The sequence below is a fragment of the Clostridium tunisiense TJ genome (assembly GCF_000300195.1).
GTDB lineage: Bacteria > Bacillota > Clostridia > Clostridiales > Clostridiaceae > Clostridium_J > Clostridium_J tunisiense.
This window is the reverse complement of the sequence record NZ_AMQH01000006.1, coordinates 306,651-328,684: the sequence shown is the minus strand read 5'-3', so window position 1 is coordinate 328,684 and position 22,034 is coordinate 306,651. Positions and strand designations below refer to the sequence as shown.

The window sequence follows — 22,034 nt, the reverse complement described above, 5'->3', positions numbered from 1 at the left end:
CATCGGGTATTTTTATACTAATTTATAGTTAAAAAAATTATATTTATTTAAATAGTAATTCTTATTAATTGCTATTTTGTAAATAACATTGAGGAAACGATCTATTTCGTAAAAGGTGTTATACATTCCAAAGCTAATTCGTACTGTACCAGGCATTTTTTCTTTAGGAGCATTTATATTTTCTTTAATCATTTCAGGAGTGGCATGAAGGAGATTTTGCATGTAGGGTTGTGCACAGAAGCATCCACTTCGAACTGCAATTCCAAATTCGTAAGATAAAATTTTAGCTAGAATAGTATGGTGAATCCCTTCTATATTAAAAGGAATAATACTTACTTTATCTCTGAAGTTCATATAATCGCCATAAAGAATTACAGAAGGTATTCTTATAAGATTTTCTGTAGCATATTTAGTTAAGGCTCTTTCATATCTATCTATATTATCCATACCTAGTTCTTTTAATTTTTCTGCAGCACAGCTTAGAGCGACAGAACCAATTACGTTAGGAGAACCAGCTTCATGTCTATCTGGAGAAGCTGCCCATTTTACTAAGTCATGGGATACAAAGGATATTGTTCCACCACCGACATAGTCGGGTCCGCACTGATTAAACACTTCTTTAGAACCTATTAAGACCCCAGTTCCAAAGGGGGCATACATTTTGTGGCCAGAAAAAGCAACAAAGTCAATATGATCTTCATTGTAGAAGGGTTTCATATCAAAGTGGGCATGAGGAACTAACTGTGCTCCATCCACTAAAATTTTTGCACCATATTTGTGGGCAAGCTTAGCAATCTCATATATAGGATTTTTGTGACCTGTTACATTTGAAGCACCAGTTACAGTAACTAAAGCTACTGAACCATTATACTTTTCCAACTTGTTTTTTAAATCTGTTATGTCAAGTCTCCCTATATCATCCACATCAACATAATCCAGGTTATAGTTATATCTCCAAGGCAAATCATTTGAATGGTGCTCCATGGAGGTGCTTAAAACAACAGCATTGCTTCTTTTTCCACAAGATAAAATGTTAGCTAATTTATTTATTGCTTCAGTGGCATTTTTCACATAAATTACTTCCATATTATTTTCATCATAACCTACGAATCTTCCAATAATTTTTCTACTTTCTTCATACATGGAAGTGGATAATTGGGATTTATAGCCTTCTCCCCTATGAATTGATGAGTACCAGGGGCAGAATTTTATTATATCTTCAACTACACACTTTAGAGGTGGAGTGGTAGCAGCATTATCAAAGTTTATACCAGTAATCAAGTTTTCATCTGCTAATTGAACCTTATTATTTATGCCCATGATTAGATCTCTATATAAGGTACCATCTATAAAGTTACTCATTTTTGTAACCTCCCTAAAAGTTCTTCTATTACATAATATTAATAACTTTAACTATTGGCACAACAAAGATTATTAACCCTAAAATTAGACAAGAAGGAGTATAAATTTCCCTTTACTTCCTCATAATAAAAAAGTAAAATAGAATTGTTGACAACTTTACTCTGATTTGCTAATATGAAAGTGTAGTAAAACAGTCAACATTAAAAACCATTAATGAAACTTAAGGAATGATATATATGAAATTATCAACTAAAGGACGTTATGGCGTTAAGGCAATGGTTGATTTAGCCATTAACTATGGCAAAGAGCCAGTATCCATAAAAAGTATTTCTGAAAGACAAAAAATATCTGAATATTACTTAGAACAGCTTTTCTCATCACTTAGAAAATCAGGACTTATTAAAAGTGTAAGAGGGGCAAGTGGAGGATATATTTTAGATAAGGAACCTAAAGACATAACAGTTTATGAGGTTTTAGAGGTTTTAGAAGGACCAATTGAAATTTCAAATTGTATAGAAGATGGTTCTTGCAACAACATAGATTGTTGTGCAACAAGAATTGTTTGGAAAAAGATAAAAGAAAGTATAGATAGTGTAACCACATCTATTACTTTACAAGATATAGTAGACGATTATTTTAACATCGCCAAGTTAAAAGGAGTGAATTTAAATGAATAAACCTATTTATATGGATTATGCAGCTACAACCTATACAAAACCAGAAGTATTAGAAGAGATGATACCTTATTTTACAGAGTTTTATGGTAATCCATCTTCTGTATATTCAATTTCTAGAGAAACAAAAAAAGCTTTAGATAAGGCTAGAATGAGAGTTGCTAAAGCTATTAATGCTGACCCTGCTGAAATTTACTTTACTGGTGGTGGATCAGAAGCTGATAACTGGGCAATAAAAGGAATTGCTTTTGCTCACCAAAATAAAGGGAATCATATAATTACAACAAAAATAGAACATCATGCAGTGCTACATGCTTGTGAATACTTAGAAAAGCATGGCTTTGAAGTAACTTACCTAGATGTAGATGCTGAAGGTGTAATTAGACTTGAAGATTTAAAAAATGCTATCAAAGAAAATACTATTTTAGTTACAATAATGATGGCAAACAATGAAATTGGTTCTATTCAGCCAGTGAAAGAAATTGGTGAGATTTGCAGAGAAAAGAAAATATTCTTCCATACAGATGCAGTTCAAGCAGTTGGACACATTCCAGTAGATGTAAAGGAAATGAATATGGATTTACTTTCTTTAGCAGCACATAAATTTTATGGACCTAAAGGTGTAGGAGCACTATACGTTAAAAAGGGAATTAAAATTCACAACCTAGTTCATGGCGGCGGACAAGAGAAAAATAGAAGAGCTGGAACAGAAAATGTGGCAGGTATTGTAGGACTTGGAAAAGCTATAGAACTTGCTACTGATAATATGAAAGAACATAATAAAACATTAACTTACCTTAGAGATAAATTAATGAATGGACTATTAGAGATACCTCATACTAGACTAAATGGACCAAAGGGAGAAAATAGGCTTCCTGGTAATGTGAATGTATGTTTTAGATTTATTGAGGGAGAATCAGTGCTTTTAATGTTAGATGCTATGGGAATCTGTGCGTCTAGTGGAAGTGCATGTACATCTGGATCACTAGATCCTTCACACGTTCTTTTATCAATTGGATTGCCACATGAGATAGCTCATGGTTCTTTAAGATTAAGTCTAGGCGATGGAACAACAGAAGAAGAAGTTGATTATGTTTTAAAAACAGTACCATCAATAGTGCAAAGATTAAGAGATATGTCACCATTATATGATGATTATATGAATAAGGGGGAGAATTAATATGTATAGCGATAAAGTTATGGATCACTTTACTAATCCAAGAAATGTTGGAGAAATTAAAGATGCCAGCGGTGTTGGAGAAGTTGGAAATGCTAAATGTGGAGATATAATGAAAGTTTATTTAAAAATAGAAGACAATGTAGTTATAGATGCTAAATTTAAAACTTTTGGTTGTGGTTCAGCTATAGCGTCTTCAAGCATGGCTACAGAACTTATAAAAGGAAAAACTGTAGATGAAGCCTGGACTCTAACAAACAAAGCAGTAGCTGAAGCTTTAGATGGACTTCCACCAGTGAAAATGCACTGTTCAGTTCTTGCAGAGGAAGCTATCCATAAAGCAATAAATGACTACAGAAAAAATCAAGGGTTAGACCTTTGGGACTTTAAAGAGCATGATGATATTCATGATCATGTACACGGAGAATAGGTGATAATTAATGAAAAAAAAAGTTATAGTTGGTATGAGTGGAGGAGTTGATAGCTCCGTAGCTGCATACTTACTTAAGGAAGCAGGTTATGAAGTAATTGGAATCATGATGAAGCTTTCTGATAATCCTGATTATGAGGAAACAGAAGGTGGTTGTTGCTCTTTAGCTGCTGCAAATGATGCTAGAAGAGTAGCAGATGTTTTAGATATTCCCTTCTACGTGCTAAACTTTAAGAAGCCTTTTAAGGAAAATGTTATAGATTACTTTGTAGATGAATATTTCCAAGGAAGAACTCCAAATCCTTGTGTTATGTGTAATAGAACTGTTAGATTTAGTGAGCTTTTAAGAAAAGCTAAGCAGCTAGGAGCAGATTATATAGCTACTGGTCATTATGCAACTATTACTAAAGAAGAAGATAGGTATGTGCTTAGAAAGTCAGAGGACGATAAAAAAGATCAAACCTATATGCTTTATGGGTTAACACAAGAGCATCTTGCCCATACTTTAATGCCTTGTGGAACTTATTCTAAACCTGAAATTAGAGCCATAGCTGAGAAAATAGGCTTAGATGTGTTTAGAAAAAGAGATTCTCAGGAAATATGTTTTATTCCGGATAATGATCATGGAAAGTATATAGAGAAATATGGCGGAAGAGAAGTTAAACCAGGTAACTTTGTGGATAGGCAAGGAAAGATTTTAGGAAAACATAAGGGAATCATCCACTATACTATTGGACAAAGAAAAGGTCTTGGTATAGCCCTTGGAAAGCCTATGTTTGTTACAGATATTATTCCTTGGAGAAATGAAGTAGTTCTTGGTGAGGAAGAGCATATTTTTAAAACTGAGCTTATCGCAAAGAATATTAATTTAATACCTTTTGATAAGATTCAGGGAGAGCTTAGAGTAACTGCAAAAGTAAGGTATTCTACAAAAGCAGCTCCAGCTATAGTTACTCAATTGGATGATAATAGAATTAAAGTTGTATTCGATGAAAAGCAAAGGGCTATAACTAAAGGACAATCGGTAGTATGTTATATTGATGATTTAGTGGTAGGTGGCGGAATTATAGAAGAAATTCTATAACAACAGCATACTATGAAGTTTATATTTAGGATATTTGGCATATGGCTGAATATCCTAAAAATATTATAGGGGAATTTGGTCTTAACTTAAATTAACTATAAGTTTTTAATTAGGAGATGTTATTTAATGGATTATAGTGATAAAGTGTTAGAACATTTTTATAGCCCAAGAAATGTGGGAACCTTGCCAGATGCAAATGGTATAGGGGAAGCAGGAGATGCAAACTGTGGAGATATAATGAAGATTTATCTTAAGGTAGAAGACAACATTATTAAGGATGTAAGGTTTATGACTTTTGGATGTGGTTCTGCGATAGCATCCTCTAGTATTGCAACAGAGCTAATAAAGAACAAAACCTTAGAAGAAGCCTGGGGACTTACTAATAAGTCTGTAATAGAGGCTTTAGATGGTCTTCCAGCAGCAAAAATTCATTGTTCAGTACTTGCGGAACAAACCATTCATAAGGCCATTAACAATTATAGGGAAACTATAGGCCTTGATAAGTGGAAGGATAAATACGAAAATACTAATTCGCACCAACATGAAATAGAAGAATTATAAGATATTTTTAAGGATAGCCCTCCAGTTTTTATGAAACTTTAGTGCTATCCTTTTTTAAAAAGTATATACTTGAATAATTTGGATATAATAACATAATAATTACATGCTTTGGAGTGGTAACAATTATGTTGAAAAGTAGAGATTTTATATATATGGATGTAATAGACATCAATGGTAAGAATTTAGGATATGTTAAGGATATTTTAATTAACTTTAATAAAAAAGAAGTAACAGGCTTTAAGGTTAATCCTTATAAGTTTATAAGCAAAGGTTTTAATATATTAAAAGAGGATATTATTTATTATAATACCAAAATTTTAGTAACCAAAACTACTAAGGAAAATCAAATTTCTTTTTCAGAACTTAGAAATATGTATGTTTTAGACAAACATTCAAATATATTAGGGATGGTTAATGACATTATATTTTGTGAAAAAACCTTCGAACTAAAAGGTATATCAATAAAATGTGGCACTATAGCTGGAATTTTTAGAGAGAGAAAAATACTTCTTATTAAGGAGTTAATTTTAGGTGAAGATAATTTACTCTTTTTTGGAAATGAAGATAAGTTTAAACTTGTGGTAACTCCTCATAAATCCCTTTCAAAGGTTGTGGTAAATTATGAAGAACATTAAGATAAAGTATAAAAGTATCCTGCTTACTATTGCTTTTATAGCTTTAGTAGTGATTCTCATTTGGAAGGTTCCTATTTTTTTAGATATATTTGGAGTTATTTTAATTTCCTTTATTATTGCATATAGCTTAAGACCATTTTACAAAATATTTCTACGTAAAGGATTAAATAAGAAGTTATCAGCTATTATAGTTATTAGCATAATTTTATTAGCTATAGCTTTAATTTTTATATTATTAATACCTTCTATATATAAAGAAGGTGCAAATTTTGCTAATACAGTTAACCAAGTTAAAAACTATTTCAGTAAATTTTCTTTAGATAAGTATGAGTTTGCAAAAAATGAGTTTGTTAGAGAAACTTTAAATAATATTTATATAAAGGTAAAGGAAAGTGCTCAAGGCTTCGTTACAGAAACTATAAATACAACTATCAGTATTGGAGAGAATATACTGCTTATATTCATCATTCCAACTTTAGTATACTTTTTCTTGTGTGATGATGAAAAAATACTTAATGGGGTAATAAGATATGTACCTATGGAGAGTAGGAATGTTGTAAAAAGAGCATTAGTTCACATTGACAAGGTTTTAGAGAGATATATAATAACTCAGTTTGAACTATGTGGTATTGTTGGAGTTCTTACATATATTATACTAATATTCACAGGAGTTAAATTTGCCTTTGCTTTATCTTTGATTAATGCAGTGTTCAATATTATACCTTACTTTGGACCTTTAATTGGAGCAATACCTATTGTTATATTAGCAAGTTTCACTTCTGTTCAAAAGGCTATATGGTTAGCAATTTGGCTTAATTTGATTCAGCAAATAGAAGGAAATGTAGTTGGACCCAAAATGATGGGAGATAGTGTAAGTTCTCATCCTTTAACTATATTACTTTTATTACTCATAGGTGGAAGTTTAGGTGGTATAATTGGAATGATTATAGTGGTTCCACTTTGGGTTATGGTTAAAATTCTTTATGAGGATTTAGATTATTATTTATTCTAGAAAGATAAACCGAGGCTTCTCTTTAATACTTAATATAGTAATATATAGACTATTAAGACAACTAAGAGAAAATTATTAGAACGAAAAGGTTAACTTCATTTCTCTATATTGACAATAAGCATTATTTTACTTATAATTCACAATATACAGGCTTAAGAATAAAGATATGTGGAGAGCTTAATACAAGCCTTGGTATAGCATAAAATAGTCATAAATGGACTATACTTTTGTGTAATATAAGAGTTTATGTTACTTAATTTGTAGTTAACAATGTTTAAAATAGAAATAAATGAATATTAAGCTATGATAAAAAGGAGTAAATGTACGGAACATTCAGAGAGGAAGTGGCTGGTGAAAACTTCTTGGAAAGTATATTGAAGCTGTTTTGGAGCTATATTTTAATTAAGAGATATCGATGGTTCATTGATATAATTAGGGTGGTAACGCGGAAAACCTTCGTCCCTTTGGTTGGGAAGAGGTTTTTTTTGTGCATAAATTTATTAATTTTAGATGAAAATGAATAATAATTTGGAGGTTGATATATAATGAAGAACATGTCGCTAAATGAAATTAGAGAATCTTTTTTAAAGTTTTTTGAAAGTAAAGACCATTTGAGAATGGCGAGTTTTCCGCTAGTTCCTAAGAATGATAATAGTTTATTGTTAATTAATGCAGGGATGGCACCACTTAAGCCTTATTTTACAGGGCTTCAAACACCACCTAGCAAAAGAGTGACAAATTGTCAAAAATGCATAAGAACTGGTGATATTGACAATGTAGGTAAAACTTCAAGGCATGGTACTTTTTTTGAAATGCTTGGAAACTTCTCTTTCGGAGATTACTTTAAGGAACAGATAATTCCATGGGCTTGGGAATATATTACGGAAACACTTGAAATACCAAAGGAAAAGCTTTATGTAACTATCTACCATGAAGATGATGAGGCTTTTGAAATTTGGAGCAGAACCACAGATGTAGACCCAAAAAGAATATTTAGGCTTGGAAAAGAAGATAACTTTTGGGAAGTTGGAGTAGGACCTGGACCATGTGGACCATGTTCAGAAATTCACTACGATAGAAATAGTGAACTTGGGACTATAACAAATGAAGCTGATTTTGTTAAAGCTGGAGAAGAAGATAGAGTAGTTGAGTTTTGGAACTTAGTATTTACTCAGTTTGATAAAGATGAAAATGGCAATTATATAAGATTTAAGAATCCAAATATAGATACAGGGATGGGTCTTGAGAGAATTGCAACCATTATGCAAGATGTAAATAGTATTTTTGAAGTAGATACTATAAGATCAATTTTAGATGAGGTTTGTAATATAACTAAAGTAACTTATGGAAAAGATAGAAAAACTGATATTTCTATAAGAGTAATTACTGACCACGTAAGAAGTACTACTTTCTTAATTTCTGATGGAGTTCTACCATCTAACGAAGGAAGAGGCTATGTTTTAAGAAGAATATTAAGAAGAGCTGCAAGACATGGTAGACTTCTAGGAATTAAAAATATTTTCTTGCATGAACTTTGTGATAAGGTTATAGAAAACAGTAAAGGTGCTTATCCAGAGCTAGAAGAAAAGAAAGATTATATTAAGAAGGTTATTAAGCTTGAAGAAGAAAGATTTACAGAAACTATAGATTCAGGAATGGACATATTAAAGGGTTATATTGAAGAGTTAGAAAGTAAGAATGAGAAAACTTTAAGTGGTGAAAAGGCATTTAAGCTTTATGATACTTATGGATTCCCTCTAGAACTTACACAAGAAATTGTAGAGGAAAAAGGTCTAACTATAGATATAGACGGTTTTAATGCTGAGATGGATAATCAAAGAAAAACAGCAAGAGCAGCTAGGGGAGATTCTAGCTACATGGGTAGTGACGATGGAGTCTTAAATAAAATTCCATTAGAAGTTACAACTGAATTTAAGGGATATGAAACTTTAAACTGTGAAGGTAAGGTTTTAGTTTTGATAAAAGAAGATAACTTTACAAATTCCTTAGAAAAAGGTGAAAAGGGAATTGTTGTTACTGACAATACACCATTTTATGCTGAAATGGGAGGACAAATTGGAGATAGTGGATTAATTTATTCTCCTAGTTTTAAGGCTAATGTTTATAACTGTAAGAAAAATATTAGTGGAAAAACCCTTCACTTTGTTGAAGTTCTTGAAGGAAGATTAAAAGAAAATGAAGTTGTTACCTTAGAAGTAGATAATAGAAAAAGAGAGAACATTTGTAAAAACCATACTGCAACTCATATGCTTCATGAGGCATTAAAGGAAGTATTAGGAGAACATGTTAATCAGGCTGGCTCCTATGTGGATGATGAAAGATTGAGATTTGACTTTACTCATTTTGCAGCACTTAGTGAAGAAGAAGTTATAAAAGTTGAAAATATACTAAATAGAGAAATAATGAAGGTTTACAATGTAGATACAAATGTTATGTCTATAGATGAAGCTAAGGCAAGTGGAGCAGTGGCATTATTTGATGATAAGTATAAGGAAGATGTAAGGGTAGTTTCAGTAGGAGACTATAGCAAAGAGCTTTGCGGAGGAACTCATGTTAAGAATTCTGGTGAAATAGGATTGTTTAAAATTCTAAGTGAGACAGGAGTAGCAGCAGGAATAAGAAGAATAGAAGCTATAACAGGAGAAAAATCGGTTAAGTATCTTGAAGAAAAAAATAACTTCTTAAAGGAAATTTCTTCGGTGTTAAAATGTGGAGAAAAGGATATCCTAAATAAGCTAACCTCTGTAGTAACAACTTTAAAAGAGAAGGAAAAAGAGATTCAAGTCCTTAAAGAAAAATTAACTAGTGGTGCAGAGGATGAACTTCTAAATAGCGTTAAAGAAATAAAAGGAGTTAAGTCTGTAGTTGGGATAGTTAAGGATGTTGAGGGAGATGCACTGAGAAATCTTGGAGATAAATTAAGAGATAGACTTGGGGATGGAGTAGTAGTTCTTGGAAGTAACTCTAATGGTAAAGTTCAATTTGTAGCTATGGCATCTAAGGAAGCAGTATCGAAAGGTGTGCATTGTGGTAAGATAATCAAGGAAGTTGCAACAATTGCTGGCGGCGGAGGCGGCGGAAGACCTGACATGGCACAGGCTGGCGGAAAGCTTCCAGAGAAACTGCAAGAGGCTATGGATAAGGCTCTCCTAATTATAGAAACTTTGGTAAAATAGTATACTTTTTGGAGATAATGTTTTATAATATATCTAAGATATACCTGTATCATATAAAATAAGAAGGTGATTATGGTGGATAAACAACACACAGTTCAGTTTGATGTAATTAAGGATAAAAAGGATATGACTAAAATGATACTAACTGACGTGTATAATGCTTTAAAAGAAAAAGGGTATAATCCAGTAAATCAATTAGTTGGATATTTAATATCTGGTGACCCTACTTATATAACCAACTATAACGGAGCAAGAGCATTAGTTAGTAAGCTAGAGAGAGACGATATATTAGAAGAAGTTTTAAAAGCTTATCTAGAAATAAAATAAAAAAATGCCCGTCATCGGGCATTTTTATTTGTAATTCACAAATACTAAGGCTATAAAGGTTAAGTTGTTATACTTTTAAATAATAGGCAGCTCTAAAGAGGTGCTAAATATACTAAGGAGTAGCATATGAGAGTACTTGGATTAGACGTTGGAGATAGAACTATTGGAGTGGCAATAAGTGATCCTCTAGGATTTACAGCACAAGGAATAACCACCATTAAACGCAAGAAGATAGAATATGATATTGAAGAAGTTTTAAAGATTTGTAGAGAATATAATGTTGACACCATAATTTCTGGAATGCCTAAAAATATGAATGGAACCATAGGAATGCAAGGCGAAAAGGTTATGGAGTTTTGTGATAAGCTAAAAGAAAATACAGAAGTACCAATTAAGTATTGGGATGAAAGGCTTACTACAGTAGCAGCACATAAGGCTATGTTAGAAGCAGATATGTCCCGAAGCAAAAGAAAAAAAATAGTGGATAAAATTGCAGCAACTTATATATTACAAGGATATTTGGACAGTATATATTAATAAAATACAAATACATATTAGGAGGCAACAAATGGATAATTTTTTAGAAAAAGTTATATTAACTGATGAAGAAGGAAATGATATAGAATTTGAAGTAATAACAAAATTAGACATAGAAGAAAATGAATATTTTATAGTAGTTCCAGCTGGATCTGAAGATTTAGATGCAGTAGCACTTAAAGTTATTGAAGATGAAGATGGCAATGAGGTTTTAGTTTCTGTAGATGATGAAGATGAATTTAATATGATTGCTGAAGCTTATGAAACACTTTCAGAAGAAGGTTTATTAGATTAATCTGAGTTTTACATAAGAGGTAACTTCATGGTAATTAGAAAAGAGAGGGTGTATTAATTCAAAAATGGCAAAGGATAAGATTGAAAATTTAAAAGAATTCCTTAAGGAAAAAGGATACAAACTGACACCTCAAAGAAGAGCCATACTTAGTGAAATTATCAATAGTGAAGGTAGCCATCTTACAGCAGAGGAATTATATGATTTAGTAAAAGTAGATTGTCCAGAGATTGGATTAGCTACAGTTTACAGAACAGTGCAATTACTTGAGGAAATGGGAGTAGTTTGCAAACTTGATTTAGATGATGGGCGTAGTAGATATGAACTTTGTCACCAAGATGATAGTCATCAACACCATCATTTAATATGTAATGGCTGTGGGAAAGTAATTGAGGTTCAAGGTGATTTGTTGGATGAAATTGAAGAAGTTATTGAAAAAAAGTATAAGTTTAATATAGAGAATCATACGTTGAAATTTTACGGCCTTTGTAGCGAATGCTCTTAAATGATATATAAGCAACAAAAGGTATCTTAAAGGTAACTAGTTAAATGCTGATATATTTAACAGCTTTTTCTTGTTATTTATTTCAGATACCTATTTTTAAATGAAGGAGGGAAGAATATTTGAAAAAGGAAAAAGAAAAAATTAAGATTATTCCTTTAGGGGGATTAAATGAAATTGGCAAGAACCTTACTGTTATTGAATACAAAAATGATATAATAGTAATAGATTGTGGTTTAAAATTTCCAGATGATGAAATGCTAGGAATTGATGTAGTAATTCCAGAAATAAATTATCTTTTGAAAAATAAAGATAAGGTTAAGGGCATTTTTCTAACTCATGGTCACGAGGATCATATAGGGGCTCTGCCATATGTACTAAAACAAATTAATATTCCTGTTTATGGAACTAAGCTTACTCTAGGAATTGTTGAGACTAAGCTAAAAGAACATGGATTATTAAGTACAGTAGAACTTATAACTGTTAAACCAAAAGATATCATTAAGCTGGAGAACTCATCTGTAGAATTTATTAGAACAAGTCATAGTATCGCAGATTCTGTAGCTTTGGCAATTCACACCCCTGCAGGAGTATTACTTCACACAGGAGATTTTAAAATAGATTTTACCCCAATAGATGGGGGAGTAGCGGACCTAACCAGATTCGCAGAACTTGGTAAAAAAGGTGTTACTGTTATGATGGCGGATAGCACAAATGTTGAAAGACCAGGCTATACCATGTCAGAAAGCACTGTAGGAGAAACCTTTGAAAACATATTTCATTCTGCAAAGGGAAGGATAATTGTAGCGACATTTGCTTCAAACATTCATAGAGTACAGCAAGTAATAACTGCTGCAAGAAAATATGGAAGAAAAGTTGCCCTTTCTGGAAGAAGTATGGAGAATATAATTGCAGTTGCAATAGAACTTGGATATATAAACATTGATGAGGGTGCACTAATTAATGTGGATTCTATTGGTAAGTATCCAGAGAATGAAATTGTGATAATAACTACAGGAAGCCAGGGAGAGCCTATGTCAGCTTTATCAAGAATGGCAGCTTCTGAACATAAAAAAGTAAATATTATTCCAGGTGATATGGTTATTATTTCAGCAACTCCTATTCCAGGAAATGAAAAACTTGTGTCTAAGGTTATAAATCAACTATTTAAACAAGGGGCAGAAGTTATTTATGAAGCTTTGGCAGATGTGCACGTATCAGGTCATGCTTGCCAAGAAGAATTAAAACTAATTCATACCCTAGTAAGGCCTAAATTTTTTATTCCAGTTCATGGTGAGTACAGACATTTAAAACAACATGGTGAACTTGCTGTAAAACTTGGAATGAAAGAAAAGAATGTTTACTTAGGGGAAAATGGAGATGTTATCGAAATCACTAGAGACTCTATAAGAAAATCTGGTTCAGTTATTTCTGGACAGGTGTTTGTAGATGGTCTAGGTGTTGGTGATGTAGGGAATATTGTTTTAAGAGACAGAAAGCATCTATCACAGGATGGTATATTAACTGTAGTTGTTACAATAGATAAGGAAAGTGGCTCTGTAATAGCAGGTCCAGATATAATATCTAGGGGATTTGTATATGTAAGGGAATCAGAAGATCTAATGGAACAAGCTAGAGAACGTGTAAGAGAAGCTCTTAAAGAATGTGAAGAAAAAAATATTACCGAGTGGCCAACTATAAAAGCTAACATTAGAGAAGTATTAAGAGTATATTTATATGAAAAAACTAAGAGAAGACCAATGATTTTACCTATAATTATGGAAGTATAAATTGATTTTTCATAGTATAAAACCTATATGTGGAAAAATTTATTAATATTAACAAATAACTAATATTGTTATAACATTGACTTTTATGGAGCATAATATTAGAATAAGTATAGTGAATTTTAAAATTGGGTACAAACTAAAGTATCCAATTTTATTTTGCACGGAATACTCTAATAAGTGAAGCTATGCATTATCATATTAAAATATATGAGATTAATGTTATATTAAGCTAGATACTTTAACTAGTTTCTATTATTAAAAACTAGTAAGGAATTCCTTACTAGTTTGATTTTGCAATTAATTCTAAAAAATTTGATGAACATTGGAGGAAAATGATGAATTTATATACAAGAGAAGACATAAGAAACGTGGCTATAATTGCCCACGTTGACCACGGTAAGACTACTTTAGTAGATGCACTTTTAAAACAAAGTAAGGTGTTTAGAGAAAATGAAAAGGTTCAAGAAAGAGTAATGGACTCTAACGATTTAGAAAGAGAAAGAGGAATTACAATACTTTCTAAGAATACTGCAGTAATGTATAATGATGTTAAGATTAATATCATCGATACTCCTGGACACGCTGACTTCGGTGGAGAAGTGGAAAGGGTGCTTAAGATGGTTGATAGTGTTCTCTTAGTAGTTGATGCTTATGAAGGGGCTATGCCTCAAACTAAGTTTGTTCTTAAGAAGGCACTAGAACTTAAGTTAAAGCCTATGGTTGTTATCAATAAGATTGATAGGAAAGATGCAAGAGCTGAAGAAGTTATAAATGAAGTTTTTGACTTATTCGTAGAACTTGGAGCTAATGATGAACAGTTAGACTTTAAGGTTATATATGCTTCAGCAAGAGAAGGAATAGCGAAAAACGAATTAGAAGATGATTCACAAGGTATGGGACCACTTTTCGAAGCTATTATCAACACTGTAAATCCACCAGTTGGATATATAGATCAACCACTACAATTACTTATTACATCTATTGATTACAATGAGTATGTAGGTAAAATTGGTATAGGTAAAATTGAAAGAGGAACTGTAAAGAGAAACCAAAACGTTGCTCAAATAAGAAGAGATGGAAGCACAAAAAATGTAAAAATTTCAAGCTTATTTGTGTATAATGGATTAAAAAGAGAAGATACTGAAGAAGCTAAGCTTGGAGATATTGTAGCTATTTCTGGAATATCTGATATTAATATTGGTGAAACTATAGCAGATGCAGCATCACCTGAAGCACTTCCATTTGTTGATATTGACGAGCCCACTCTTAGTATGAACTTTATAGTTAATAACTCACCTTTTGCAGGACTAGATGGAGAGTTTGTTACTTCAAGACATTTAAGAGATAGACTTATGAAGGAGCTTGAAACAAATGTAAGTTTAAAAGTAGAAGAAACAGATTCAGCAGACTCCTTTAAAGTAAGTGGTAGAGGCGAGCTACATCTTTCTATATTAATTGAGACTATGAGAAGAGAAGGCTATGAGTTCCAAGTTTCAAAACCAACGGTTATCTATAAGGAAAAAGACGGACAATTACTAGAGCCAGTTGAAAATTTAACTATAGATGTACCTGAAGAATTTATGGGCGTAGTTATGGAAAAATTAGGACCTAGAAAAGCAGAAATGATTAACATGACTAGTGCTATAAATGGATACACAAGATTAGAGTTTAAAATACCTTCTAGAGGATTAATTGGATTCAGAAATGAGTTCATGACAGATACAAGAGGAAATGGAATAATGAATCATGTATTAGAAGGTTATGAGAAGTTCAGAGGAGATATTCCAGAGAGAAGTAGAGGATCGCTTGTAGTATTCGAGAGTGGTGAATCTATAACTTACGGATTATTTAACGCACAAGAAAGAGGGAACTTATTCATAGGACCAGGAGTACCTGTATATCAAGGAATGATATGTGGAGAATGTTCTAGAGGAGACGATATTGAAGTTAATGTTTGCAAGAAAAAGCATCTTTCAAACACAAGATCTTCTGGAGCAGATGACGCATTAAAGCTTGTTCCAGTAAATGATATGTCCCTAGAGCAATGTTTGGAGTTTGTTGCTTCAGATGAGCTTGTTGAGGTTACACCTAAGACTATTAGAATGAGAAAGAAAATACTAGACCCAACACTAAGAAAAAGAGCTTCTTTAAAGAAAATAAAGTAGTTAAAAAACAGAAAGCTTTAGCTCATGCTGCGCATTGAGTTAAAGCCTTCTTAGAAAGAAGTTAAATAATTAAATTCTTGTTAATTATTAAATAATATGGGGTGATTTTGTGAAGAAACCAATAATTATAGTTTTAATTGCATTTTTAATTATTGGCTTAGGGGGTATGTTTTATTACAAAAATGTTACTTCTCATCCATTTAAGGGGAAAGAAGACATTGTAATAGAAATTAAAGAAGGATATACCTTCTATAATGTACTAGGGGAGCTAAATAATAAAAAAGTTATTAAAAATCCAATATTAACTAAACTTTATGTGAAATTTAATAAGATAAATCCTCAAATTATACCAGGTGAGTTTAGTATTTCACCGACTTTAACTATGGATGAGTTTATAAAGGCATTAGAAGATCCTAATTTAAATCAACAAAATGCTAATGTAACTATTCCAGAAGGTTATACTATAGAGCAAATAGGTTCAACATTAGAAGAAAAGGGGATTTTAAAGAAAGAGGAGTTTATAAAGGCCTGTAAGGAATATAAGCTACCAGATTATATAGCTACAAATACTGAAAAAAGATATAGCTTAGAAGGCTTTCTATTCCCTGATACCTATAGATTCAAGAAAAATATTACTGGTAATGAAGTAATACAATTAATGCATAAAAGATTTCTAGAGGTTATTAATACCATAGAAAAAGAAAAAAATATAGATATAAGTAATGATACCTTAGAGAATTTGATTACAAAAGCTTCTTTAATTGAACGTGAAGTTACTGCTAAAGAAGAAAAACTATTAGTTTCATCAGTAATTGATAACAGAATAAAAATAGGGATGAAACTTCAAATAGATGCTACAGTTTTATATGCTCTAGGTGAACATAAAGAGGCTTTGCTCTATAAGGATTTAGAAATTCAATCACCTTATAACACTTATTATGTTCAGGGGATGCCAATAGGTGCTATCTGTAATCCAGGTAAGGATTCTATAGAAGCGGCATTATTTCCTACTAGCAGCGAATATCTTTTTTACATAACAAAGGATAACTTAAATCATAAGTTTTTTAAGACTTATGAAGAGTTTTTAAACTATAAAGATGAACAGTAATATAATATGGTGTATTAGGTTTTGCTTAATAAAATTTTATATACAGATTATATAAACATATAATAATTAAATAGAATTTTTTTGATTTATAATGGAGGAAAATAAATGAGTGGAATTACACATGATTATATGGAAGATTATTTAAGAAGCTTAATTCCAGATAATGTAGGAATTTTGAAAGAGCTTGAGGATTTTGCTAAGGAAAATGCTGTACCAATTGTACAAAAAGAAACAGCAAAATTTCTTCAGTTTATGATTACACTAAAAAAGCCTAAAAAGATTTTAGAGTTGGGTACGGCAATAGGCTATTCCTCCATATTAATGAATTTAGCCTCAGGTGGTAGCAATAAAATTACTACCATTGAGAGAGATGAAAAAATTATAGAAATTGCTAAGATGAACTTAGAAAAATACAACTTGCGTAGCAATATAGAAATTCTTCAAGGTGATTGTCTAGAAATTCTAGAAGGATTAGAAGGCAGCTATGATATGATATTTATGGATGCAGGTAAGGGACATTACAATCACTTTTTACCACACTGCCTAAGACTTTTAGGCCCTGATGGAGTTATTGTTGCTGATAATGTATTATTTAGGGGAATGGTAGCATCTAAAGAGTTAGTAAAAAGAAGAAAAATTACCATAGTTAAAAGAATGAAAAATTATTTAGATTTAGTATCTAAGGATGAAAACTTAGTAACTACCATATTGCCTATGGGAGATGGTATTGCATTAACAGTAAGGAGGGACCATGATGATAAAACCAGAATTGTTAGCACCAGCAGGTAATTTAGAAAAACTTAAGGCTGCTATAAACTTTGGAGCTGATGCTGTTTATTTAGGTGGAAATAAGTTAAACTTAAGAGCTTTTGCAAATAATTTTACTAATGAAGAGCTTAAGGAAGGAATTGAGTTTGCTCATTCAAGAGGGAAAAAGGTTTATGTTACTTTAAATGTTTTCCCGCATAACGAAGATTTAGAGGGATTAGAGGAATATCTTGTGGACCTTTATGAGATTGGAGCAGATGCAATTATAGTTTCTGACCCAGGAATAATAATGACTGCTAAAGAGGTAGTTCCTAATCTTGAATTGCATTTAAGCACTCAATCTAACAACGTAAACTGGAAGTCTTGTACCTTCTGGCATAAGATGGGCGTAAAAAGAATTGTTTTAGCAAGAGAATTATCCTTAGAAGAAATAAAGGAAATTAGGGAAAAAACACCTGAGACTTTAGAGCTTGAAGTATTTATTCATGGTTCTATGTGTATGTCTTATTCTGGACGTTGCCTTCTTTCAAACTATATGACTGGAAGAGATGCAAATAGAGGTGAGTGCGCTCAACCTTGCAGATATAAATATCATTTAGTTGAAGAAAAGCGTGAAGGAGAGTACTATCCTATAATTGAAGATGAAAAAGGCACATATATAATGAACTCTAAGGATTTGTGTATGATAGAATATATTCCTGAACTAATGAGTACAGGTGTGGTTTCCTTTAAAATAGAAGGAAGAATGAAGAGTTCATATTATGTAGCAACTGTATCTAAAGCTTACAGAGAAGCTATTGATGAGTATATGAAAAATCCTTCAGAATATAAGTTTAAAGAAAAGTGGTTAGAAGATTTAGATAAGCCAAGCCATAGAAAGTACTATACAGGTTTTTATTTTAATGATCCTAATAAACAAATCCATGAATCTTCTGCTTATATAAGAAAATATGACATAGTTGGAGTGGTAAAGAATTTTGATTCTGCTACTAATACTGCAACTATTGAACAGAGAAATAAAGTCTTTGATGGAGATAGTGTTGAAGTACTACGACCTGTAGGAGATAACTTACAAGTAGTATTGAAAGATATGAAAGATTCCAAAGGAAATAAAATAGATTCTGCACCAAGTGCCCAAATGTTATTTACTGTAACTATAGAAGAAGAGTTGCAGGAAAACGATATTGTAATTAAATCCAAGGAGGATAAGTAATGAAACGCCCAGTTTTAATAGGAATTACAGGTGGTACTGGTTCGGGAAAAAGCACCATTGCCAGAGAAATATACAAGAGTTTTACTGAAGAATGTATTGCTATGATTGAGCAGGATTCTTATTATAAGGATCAAAGTTATTTAACCCCTGAAGAAAGAACAAAAACAAATTATGATCATCCAGATGCTTTTGATACTCAGCTTCTTGTAAAGCAATTAAATGACCTAATTCAAGGTAAATCTATACATAAGCCAATCTATGACTTTGAAATTCACAACAGAAAAACTGAAACAATTCCTGTGGAGTCAAGAGATATAATTATTGTAGAGGGAATTTTAGTGCTTCAAGAAAAAGAATTAAGAGATATGCTTGATATTAAAATTTATGTAGATACTGATGCAGATGTAAGGTTTATTAGAAGGCTGGTTAGAGATATTAATGAAAGAGGAAGAACTATTGATTCAGTTATAACACAATATTTAACTGTGGTTAAGCAAATGCATGAACAATTTACTGAAAACACAAAAAGATATGCAGATATTATTATACCTGAAGGTGGACATAATAAAGTTGCCATTGATATTATAACAGCAAACATTAGACAAATACTTCAAAACTAATATAAATATATTGGAATATAATACCTCACTTTAGTCAATGATTACACTAGAGTGAGGTGTTTTTATGAGCTTTAATATTAGAGGTAATAAGCAAAAAATATTAGGTAGAACCTATGCTTTAACAAGCATTATGATAGTTTTATTTATAGTTTTAAGTTTAAGGCTTGCCTATATTCAGTTATTTGATAATAGTAGTCTTCAAACCATGGCCAATAGGCAATACTACTATGAAGAAAATATAAAAAATATGCCTTATAAGCTATTGGATAGAGAAAGTGAAGAGTTATTTAACTACGAAAAAAAATATTATGCTGTAATAGATATAAACAATTTTATTACCATGAATAGCAAGGAAAACTTAGCAGAAATTCAATCCTTAACTTATACCCTTCGAAATTATAATAAGGATTATGATTTGACCTTGATAAAATACTCAAATCAAGGTAAGCAATATTATAATATAGATAAGACCACTTATGAAAAACTAAAAGATGTGAAAACTGTAAAAGGTTTTTATGTGTATGAGAGTAATGAAACAGAAACCCAGATTAATTCGAATATAAGAAATGTAATAACTCGAGGGACAAAAGTTTCAGATAGTACTAAGTTAAAAGATGAAGGAACTCTTGAGAGAGAAGTATATGAATATGTTAAAGATAATAAATATACTAAGATTAGATTTGAAAAAGATGTTAGTGGAAATATAATTGATGAAAAGATAGTAGAAAATAAGGGAAACGTGAATGTAAAATTGACCTTAGATAAAAATGTTCAGGAGCTATCAGAAAAAGTACTCAGGGATGATAAATATAAAAGCTATGGACAAATTGGGGTAGTGATGATGGAGGCTGACAGTGGGAAAATATTATCTATGGCACTTAAAGATGACTATGGCAATAATGTGAATATAGGAACTCCAAGCGAAAATGGATTTTATGTAGGTTCAATCTTTAAAACTATTGTATATGAAGCTGCTCTTGATGAAGAAATAGTGGGTACTAAGGAGACCTTTAATTTAATAAATGGCTTATTTCCTAAAAGTAAGGAAAAGAAATATAGTTATAATATGAAGGAAGCATTTATTAGCTCCTCAAATAATACTTTTGCTCAAATTGGGTGGAGAGTGGGAATTGAAAATTTATATAATTATTCTAAGAAGCAGGGACTGTTTTCAAATATACTAAACTTACAGGATGAAAAAGTAGGGGAAATAGAGGGATATCCGTCTAAAAACTCAGAGGAAATTATAACAAATACATCCATTGGACAGACTGTGAGAGCTACCCCTCTTGCTGCATTAACTATTCCCAATACTGTTGTTAACAATGGAGTATATGTCAAACCAATAATCATTGATAGCCTTATAAAGGAAGATGGAACTGTAGTTAAGAAGTATAATACTGAAAGTGAGAGAGTAATTAATAAAGCTACGGCACAAACTTTGAAAAATAGCATGATAGAAGTAGTAAATAATGATTTAGGTACAGGAAAAAAAGCAATGATTCCAGGAATGGAAGTGGGGGGCAAAACAGGAACTACAGAATACTTTGTAAAGGATAAAGATAATCAGAATATAGAATGTTCTGATGGATGGTTTGCTGGATTTTTTAAATACAATAACAAGTATTATTCCATGGTAGTATTTGTTCCACAAATACTGGGCAATGATGCAGGTGGAGGAACAGCCTCTTATGTGTTCAAAGATATAGTGCAAGGAATAGTAGAAAATAAATACCTAAAATAATAATTTCAAATAAATAATTAAGTGTACATGCACTTTTTTATTTTCCAATCATACTATATTAATAAGCACTTTTAGGGGGAGCATCTATGGTTTTCTTGAGTTGGTTATTAAATGTGATTGGACAATTCACTTTACTAACAGGGTATGTATCTGGCAACAGTTCATTTCCACAACCATTGACGGAGGAAGAGGAAAAACTATACTTAAACAAGTTTAAGGATGGAGACTTACACGCAAAGAATACACTAGTAGAACGGAACTTAAGATTAGTAGCACATATTGTAAAAAAATATTCTTTCCCAGGTAAGGAAGTTGATGACTTAATTTCCATTGGCACTGTAGGTTTAATTAAGGCAATTGATTCCTTTGATTGTTCTAAAGGTACTCGACTTGCAACTTATGCAGCAAGATGTATAGAAAATGAGATATTGATGTTAATCAGGAATAACAAAAAAACTAAGGGTGAGGTATACCTACAAGATCCTATTGGAGTGGATAAGGAAGGTAATGAAATATCTCTTATGGATATTTTAAGTAGCGATAAGGATTCCGTAGTAGAGATAGTGGAAAATAAAATCCAAGTTAAGAAGCTCTATGGGAAAATAAATACAGTGCTACAAGAACGGGAAAAAGTTATTATTGAAATGAGGTATGGGCTACTTGATGGCAATGCAAGAACACAGAGAGAAATTGCTAAAATACTTGGTATATCAAGATCCTATGTATCAAGAATTGAAAAAAGAGCTTTGAAAAAACTTTTCAAGGAATTGGGGAGTTATGGAAATTTTCCCTATTAAACTTTAATTCACTCTTTACAAGTAGTGGGGAAATAGATA

The 22,034-nt window shown here is 31.7% G+C and carries 21 protein-coding genes and 1 other annotated feature; of the genes, 20 read left to right on the top strand and 1 reads right to left on the bottom strand.

What is annotated here, in order from left to right:
* Nucleotides 1-12 precede the first annotated feature (12 nt).
* Nucleotides 13-1,362 (bottom strand): aminotransferase class V-fold PLP-dependent enzyme, encoded by a 1,350-nt coding sequence (locus C661_RS0106995; RefSeq protein WP_017414607.1) that lies wholly within the window; start codon nt 1,360-1,362, stop codon nt 13-15.
* A 236-nt stretch (nt 1,363-1,598) separates the two neighbouring features.
* On the opposite strand from C661_RS0106995, the gene C661_RS0106990 reads away from it, so the two are divergent.
* From C661_RS0106990 to sigK, 20 genes are all read left to right on the top strand, one after another.
* Entirely contained in the window at nt 1,599-2,039 is a 441-nt protein-coding gene (locus tag C661_RS0106990; protein WP_017414606.1) for an RrF2 family transcriptional regulator, read from the top strand.
* Nucleotides 2,032-3,216 (top strand): cysteine desulfurase NifS, encoded by a 1,185-nt coding sequence (nifS, locus tag C661_RS0106985; protein ID WP_017414605.1) that lies wholly within the window; start codon nt 2,032-2,034, stop codon nt 3,214-3,216. Before C661_RS0106990 ends, nifS begins: the two co-directional genes overlap by 8 nt.
* Before the next feature lies 1 nt (nt 3,217).
* On the top strand, nt 3,218-3,643 hold the full coding sequence (gene nifU / locus C661_RS0106980) for a Fe-S cluster assembly scaffold protein NifU (RefSeq protein ID WP_017414604.1): 426 nt from the start codon (nt 3,218-3,220) through the stop codon (nt 3,641-3,643).
* Between the two features lie 10 nt (nt 3,644-3,653).
* Complete coding sequence (gene mnmA, locus C661_RS0106975; RefSeq protein WP_017414603.1) at nt 3,654-4,727, top strand: tRNA 2-thiouridine(34) synthase MnmA; 1,074 nt, start codon at nt 3,654-3,656, stop codon at nt 4,725-4,727.
* Between the two features lie 126 nt (nt 4,728-4,853).
* Nucleotides 4,854-5,288, top strand: a complete 435-nt coding sequence (gene nifU / locus C661_RS0106970) for a Fe-S cluster assembly scaffold protein NifU (protein WP_017414602.1) — start codon at nt 4,854-4,856, stop codon at nt 5,286-5,288.
* A gap of 125 nt (nt 5,289-5,413) precedes the next feature.
* Nucleotides 5,414-5,923 carry a PRC-barrel domain-containing protein gene (locus C661_RS21450; protein WP_017414601.1) on the top strand — a complete coding sequence of 170 codons (510 nt, stop codon included), beginning with the start codon at nt 5,414-5,416 and terminating at the stop codon, nt 5,921-5,923.
* Nucleotides 5,910-6,935: an AI-2E family transporter gene (locus tag C661_RS0106960; RefSeq protein ID WP_017414600.1), complete on the top strand. Its 1,026-nt coding sequence runs from the start codon at nt 5,910-5,912 to the stop codon at nt 6,933-6,935. Before C661_RS21450 ends, C661_RS0106960 begins: the two co-directional genes overlap by 14 nt.
* A 294-nt stretch (nt 6,936-7,229) precedes the next feature.
* Nucleotides 7,230-7,402, top strand: a binding site (T-box leader).
* Nucleotides 7,403-7,480: 78 nt separating this feature from the next.
* On the top strand, nt 7,481-10,132 hold the full coding sequence (gene alaS / locus C661_RS0106955) for an alanine--tRNA ligase (protein ID WP_017414599.1): 2,652 nt from the start codon (nt 7,481-7,483) through the stop codon (nt 10,130-10,132).
* A gap of 72 nt (nt 10,133-10,204) precedes the next feature.
* Nucleotides 10,205-10,459, top strand: a complete 255-nt coding sequence (locus C661_RS0106950) for an IreB family regulatory phosphoprotein (RefSeq protein ID WP_017414598.1) — start codon at nt 10,205-10,207, stop codon at nt 10,457-10,459.
* Nucleotides 10,460-10,585: 126 nt separating this feature from the next.
* Nucleotides 10,586-10,996 (top strand): Holliday junction resolvase RuvX, encoded by a 411-nt coding sequence (gene ruvX / locus C661_RS0106945; RefSeq protein WP_017414597.1) that lies wholly within the window; start codon nt 10,586-10,588, stop codon nt 10,994-10,996.
* A gap of 31 nt (nt 10,997-11,027) precedes the next feature.
* The gene (locus C661_RS0106940) at nt 11,028-11,291 is read left to right on the top strand and encodes a DUF1292 domain-containing protein (protein WP_017414596.1); all 264 of its coding nucleotides are present in this window, start codon (nt 11,028-11,030) and stop codon (nt 11,289-11,291) included.
* 64 nt (nt 11,292-11,355) lie between these two features.
* Nucleotides 11,356-11,793 (top strand): Fur family transcriptional regulator, encoded by a 438-nt coding sequence (locus C661_RS0106935; RefSeq protein WP_017414595.1) that lies wholly within the window; start codon nt 11,356-11,358, stop codon nt 11,791-11,793.
* A gap of 119 nt (nt 11,794-11,912) precedes the next feature.
* Nucleotides 11,913-13,580, top strand: coding sequence for a ribonuclease J (locus tag C661_RS0106930; RefSeq protein ID WP_017414594.1), 1,668 nt, complete (start codon nt 11,913-11,915; stop codon nt 13,578-13,580).
* A gap of 335 nt (nt 13,581-13,915) precedes the next feature.
* On the top strand, nt 13,916-15,745 hold the full coding sequence (gene typA, locus C661_RS0106925; protein WP_017414593.1) for a translational GTPase TypA: 1,830 nt from the start codon (nt 13,916-13,918) through the stop codon (nt 15,743-15,745).
* A gap of 109 nt (nt 15,746-15,854) precedes the next feature.
* Nucleotides 15,855-16,853, top strand: coding sequence for an endolytic transglycosylase MltG (mltG, locus tag C661_RS0106920; RefSeq protein ID WP_017414592.1), 999 nt, complete (start codon nt 15,855-15,857; stop codon nt 16,851-16,853).
* 105 nt (nt 16,854-16,958) lie between these two features.
* Nucleotides 16,959-17,642, top strand: coding sequence for an O-methyltransferase (locus C661_RS0106915; RefSeq protein WP_017414591.1), 684 nt, complete (start codon nt 16,959-16,961; stop codon nt 17,640-17,642).
* Nucleotides 17,608-18,834 (top strand): peptidase U32 family protein, encoded by a 1,227-nt coding sequence (locus C661_RS0106910; RefSeq protein ID WP_017414590.1) that lies wholly within the window; start codon nt 17,608-17,610, stop codon nt 18,832-18,834. The genes C661_RS0106915 and C661_RS0106910 overlap by 35 nt, the downstream gene beginning before the upstream one ends.
* Nucleotides 18,834-19,454 (top strand): uridine kinase, encoded by a 621-nt coding sequence (gene udk, locus C661_RS0106905; protein ID WP_017414589.1) that lies wholly within the window; start codon nt 18,834-18,836, stop codon nt 19,452-19,454. The genes C661_RS0106910 and udk overlap by 1 nt, the downstream gene beginning before the upstream one ends.
* A gap of 64 nt (nt 19,455-19,518) precedes the next feature.
* The gene (locus C661_RS0106900) at nt 19,519-21,198 is read left to right on the top strand and encodes a penicillin-binding transpeptidase domain-containing protein (RefSeq protein ID WP_017414588.1); all 1,680 of its coding nucleotides are present in this window, start codon (nt 19,519-19,521) and stop codon (nt 21,196-21,198) included.
* A gap of 86 nt (nt 21,199-21,284) precedes the next feature.
* Nucleotides 21,285-21,995 (top strand): RNA polymerase sporulation sigma factor SigK, encoded by a 711-nt coding sequence (sigK, locus tag C661_RS0106895; RefSeq protein WP_017414587.1) that lies wholly within the window; start codon nt 21,285-21,287, stop codon nt 21,993-21,995.
* Nucleotides 21,996-22,034 lie beyond the last annotated feature (39 nt).